At 57.6% G+C, this 1,038-nt stretch carries 1 rRNA gene; it reads left to right on the top strand.

Annotated elements, in window-relative coordinates:
* Positions 1 to 1,033 (top strand): 23S ribosomal RNA (locus AB0O34_RS37035); the annotation flags it as partial.
* Between the last annotated feature and the right edge of the window lie 5 nt (positions 1,034 to 1,038).

Genomic DNA, 1,038 nt, shown 5'->3' with positions numbered 1-1,038 from the left:
GGGCGTGCGAAGCTGAGAACTTAAGCGCCGGTAAACGGCGGTGGTAACTATAACCATCCTAAGGTAGCGAAATTCCTTGTCGGGTAAGTTCCGACCTGCACGAATGGCGTAACGACTTCCCCGCTGTCTCAACCACAGACCCGGCGAAATTGCACTACGAGTAAAGATGCTCGTTACGCGCAGCAGGACGGAAAGACCCCGGGACCTTCACTACAGCTTGACATTGGTGTTTGGGACGGCTTGTGTAGGATAGGTGGGAGACGGTGAAGCTCGGACGCTAGTTCGGGTGGAGTCATTGGTGAAATACCACTCTGGTCGTTTTGGATGTCTAACCCGCGCCCGTGTATCCGGGTGGGGGACAGTGTCTGGTGGGTAGTTTAACTGGGGCGGTTGCCTCCTAAAGGGTAACGGAGGCGCCCAAAGGTTCCCTCAGCCTGGTTGGCAATCAGGTGTTGAGTGTAAGTGCACAAGGGAGCTTGACTGTGAGACCGACAGGTCGAGCAGGAGCGAAAGCTGGGACTAGTGATCCGGCGGTGGCATGTGGAAGCGCCGTCGCTCAACGGCTAAAAGGTACCCCGGGGATAACAGGCTGATCTTCCCCAAGAGTCCATATCGACGGGATGGTTTGGCACCTCGATGTCGGCTCGTCGCATCCTGGGGCTGGAGTAGGTCCCAAGGGTTGGGCTGTTCGCCCATTAAAGCGGTACGCGAGCTGGGTTTAGAACGTCGCGAGACAGTTCGGTCCCTATCCGCTGCGCGCGCAGGAGACTTGAAAGGGGCTGTCCCTAGTACGAGAGGACCGGGACGGACGAACCTCTGGTGTGCCAGTTGTTCTGCCAAGAGCACGGCTGGTTGGCTACGTTCGGGAGGGATAACCGCTGAAAGCATCTAAGCGGGAAGCCTGCCTTGAGATGAGGTCTCCCACCTGGAAACAGGGTAAGGCTCCCAGGAGACGACTGGGTTGATAGGCCGGAGGTGGAAGCATCGTGAGGTGTGGAGCTGACCGGTACTAATAGGCCGAGGACTTGACCACAAAGC

Source organism: Sphaerisporangium sp. NPDC088356 (assembly GCF_040685555.1).
Lineage (GTDB): Bacteria > Actinomycetota > Actinomycetes > Streptosporangiales > Streptosporangiaceae > Sphaerisporangium.
The sequence above is the reverse complement of the archived record's forward strand: the minus strand, read 5'-3'. Positions and strand labels throughout refer to the sequence as shown.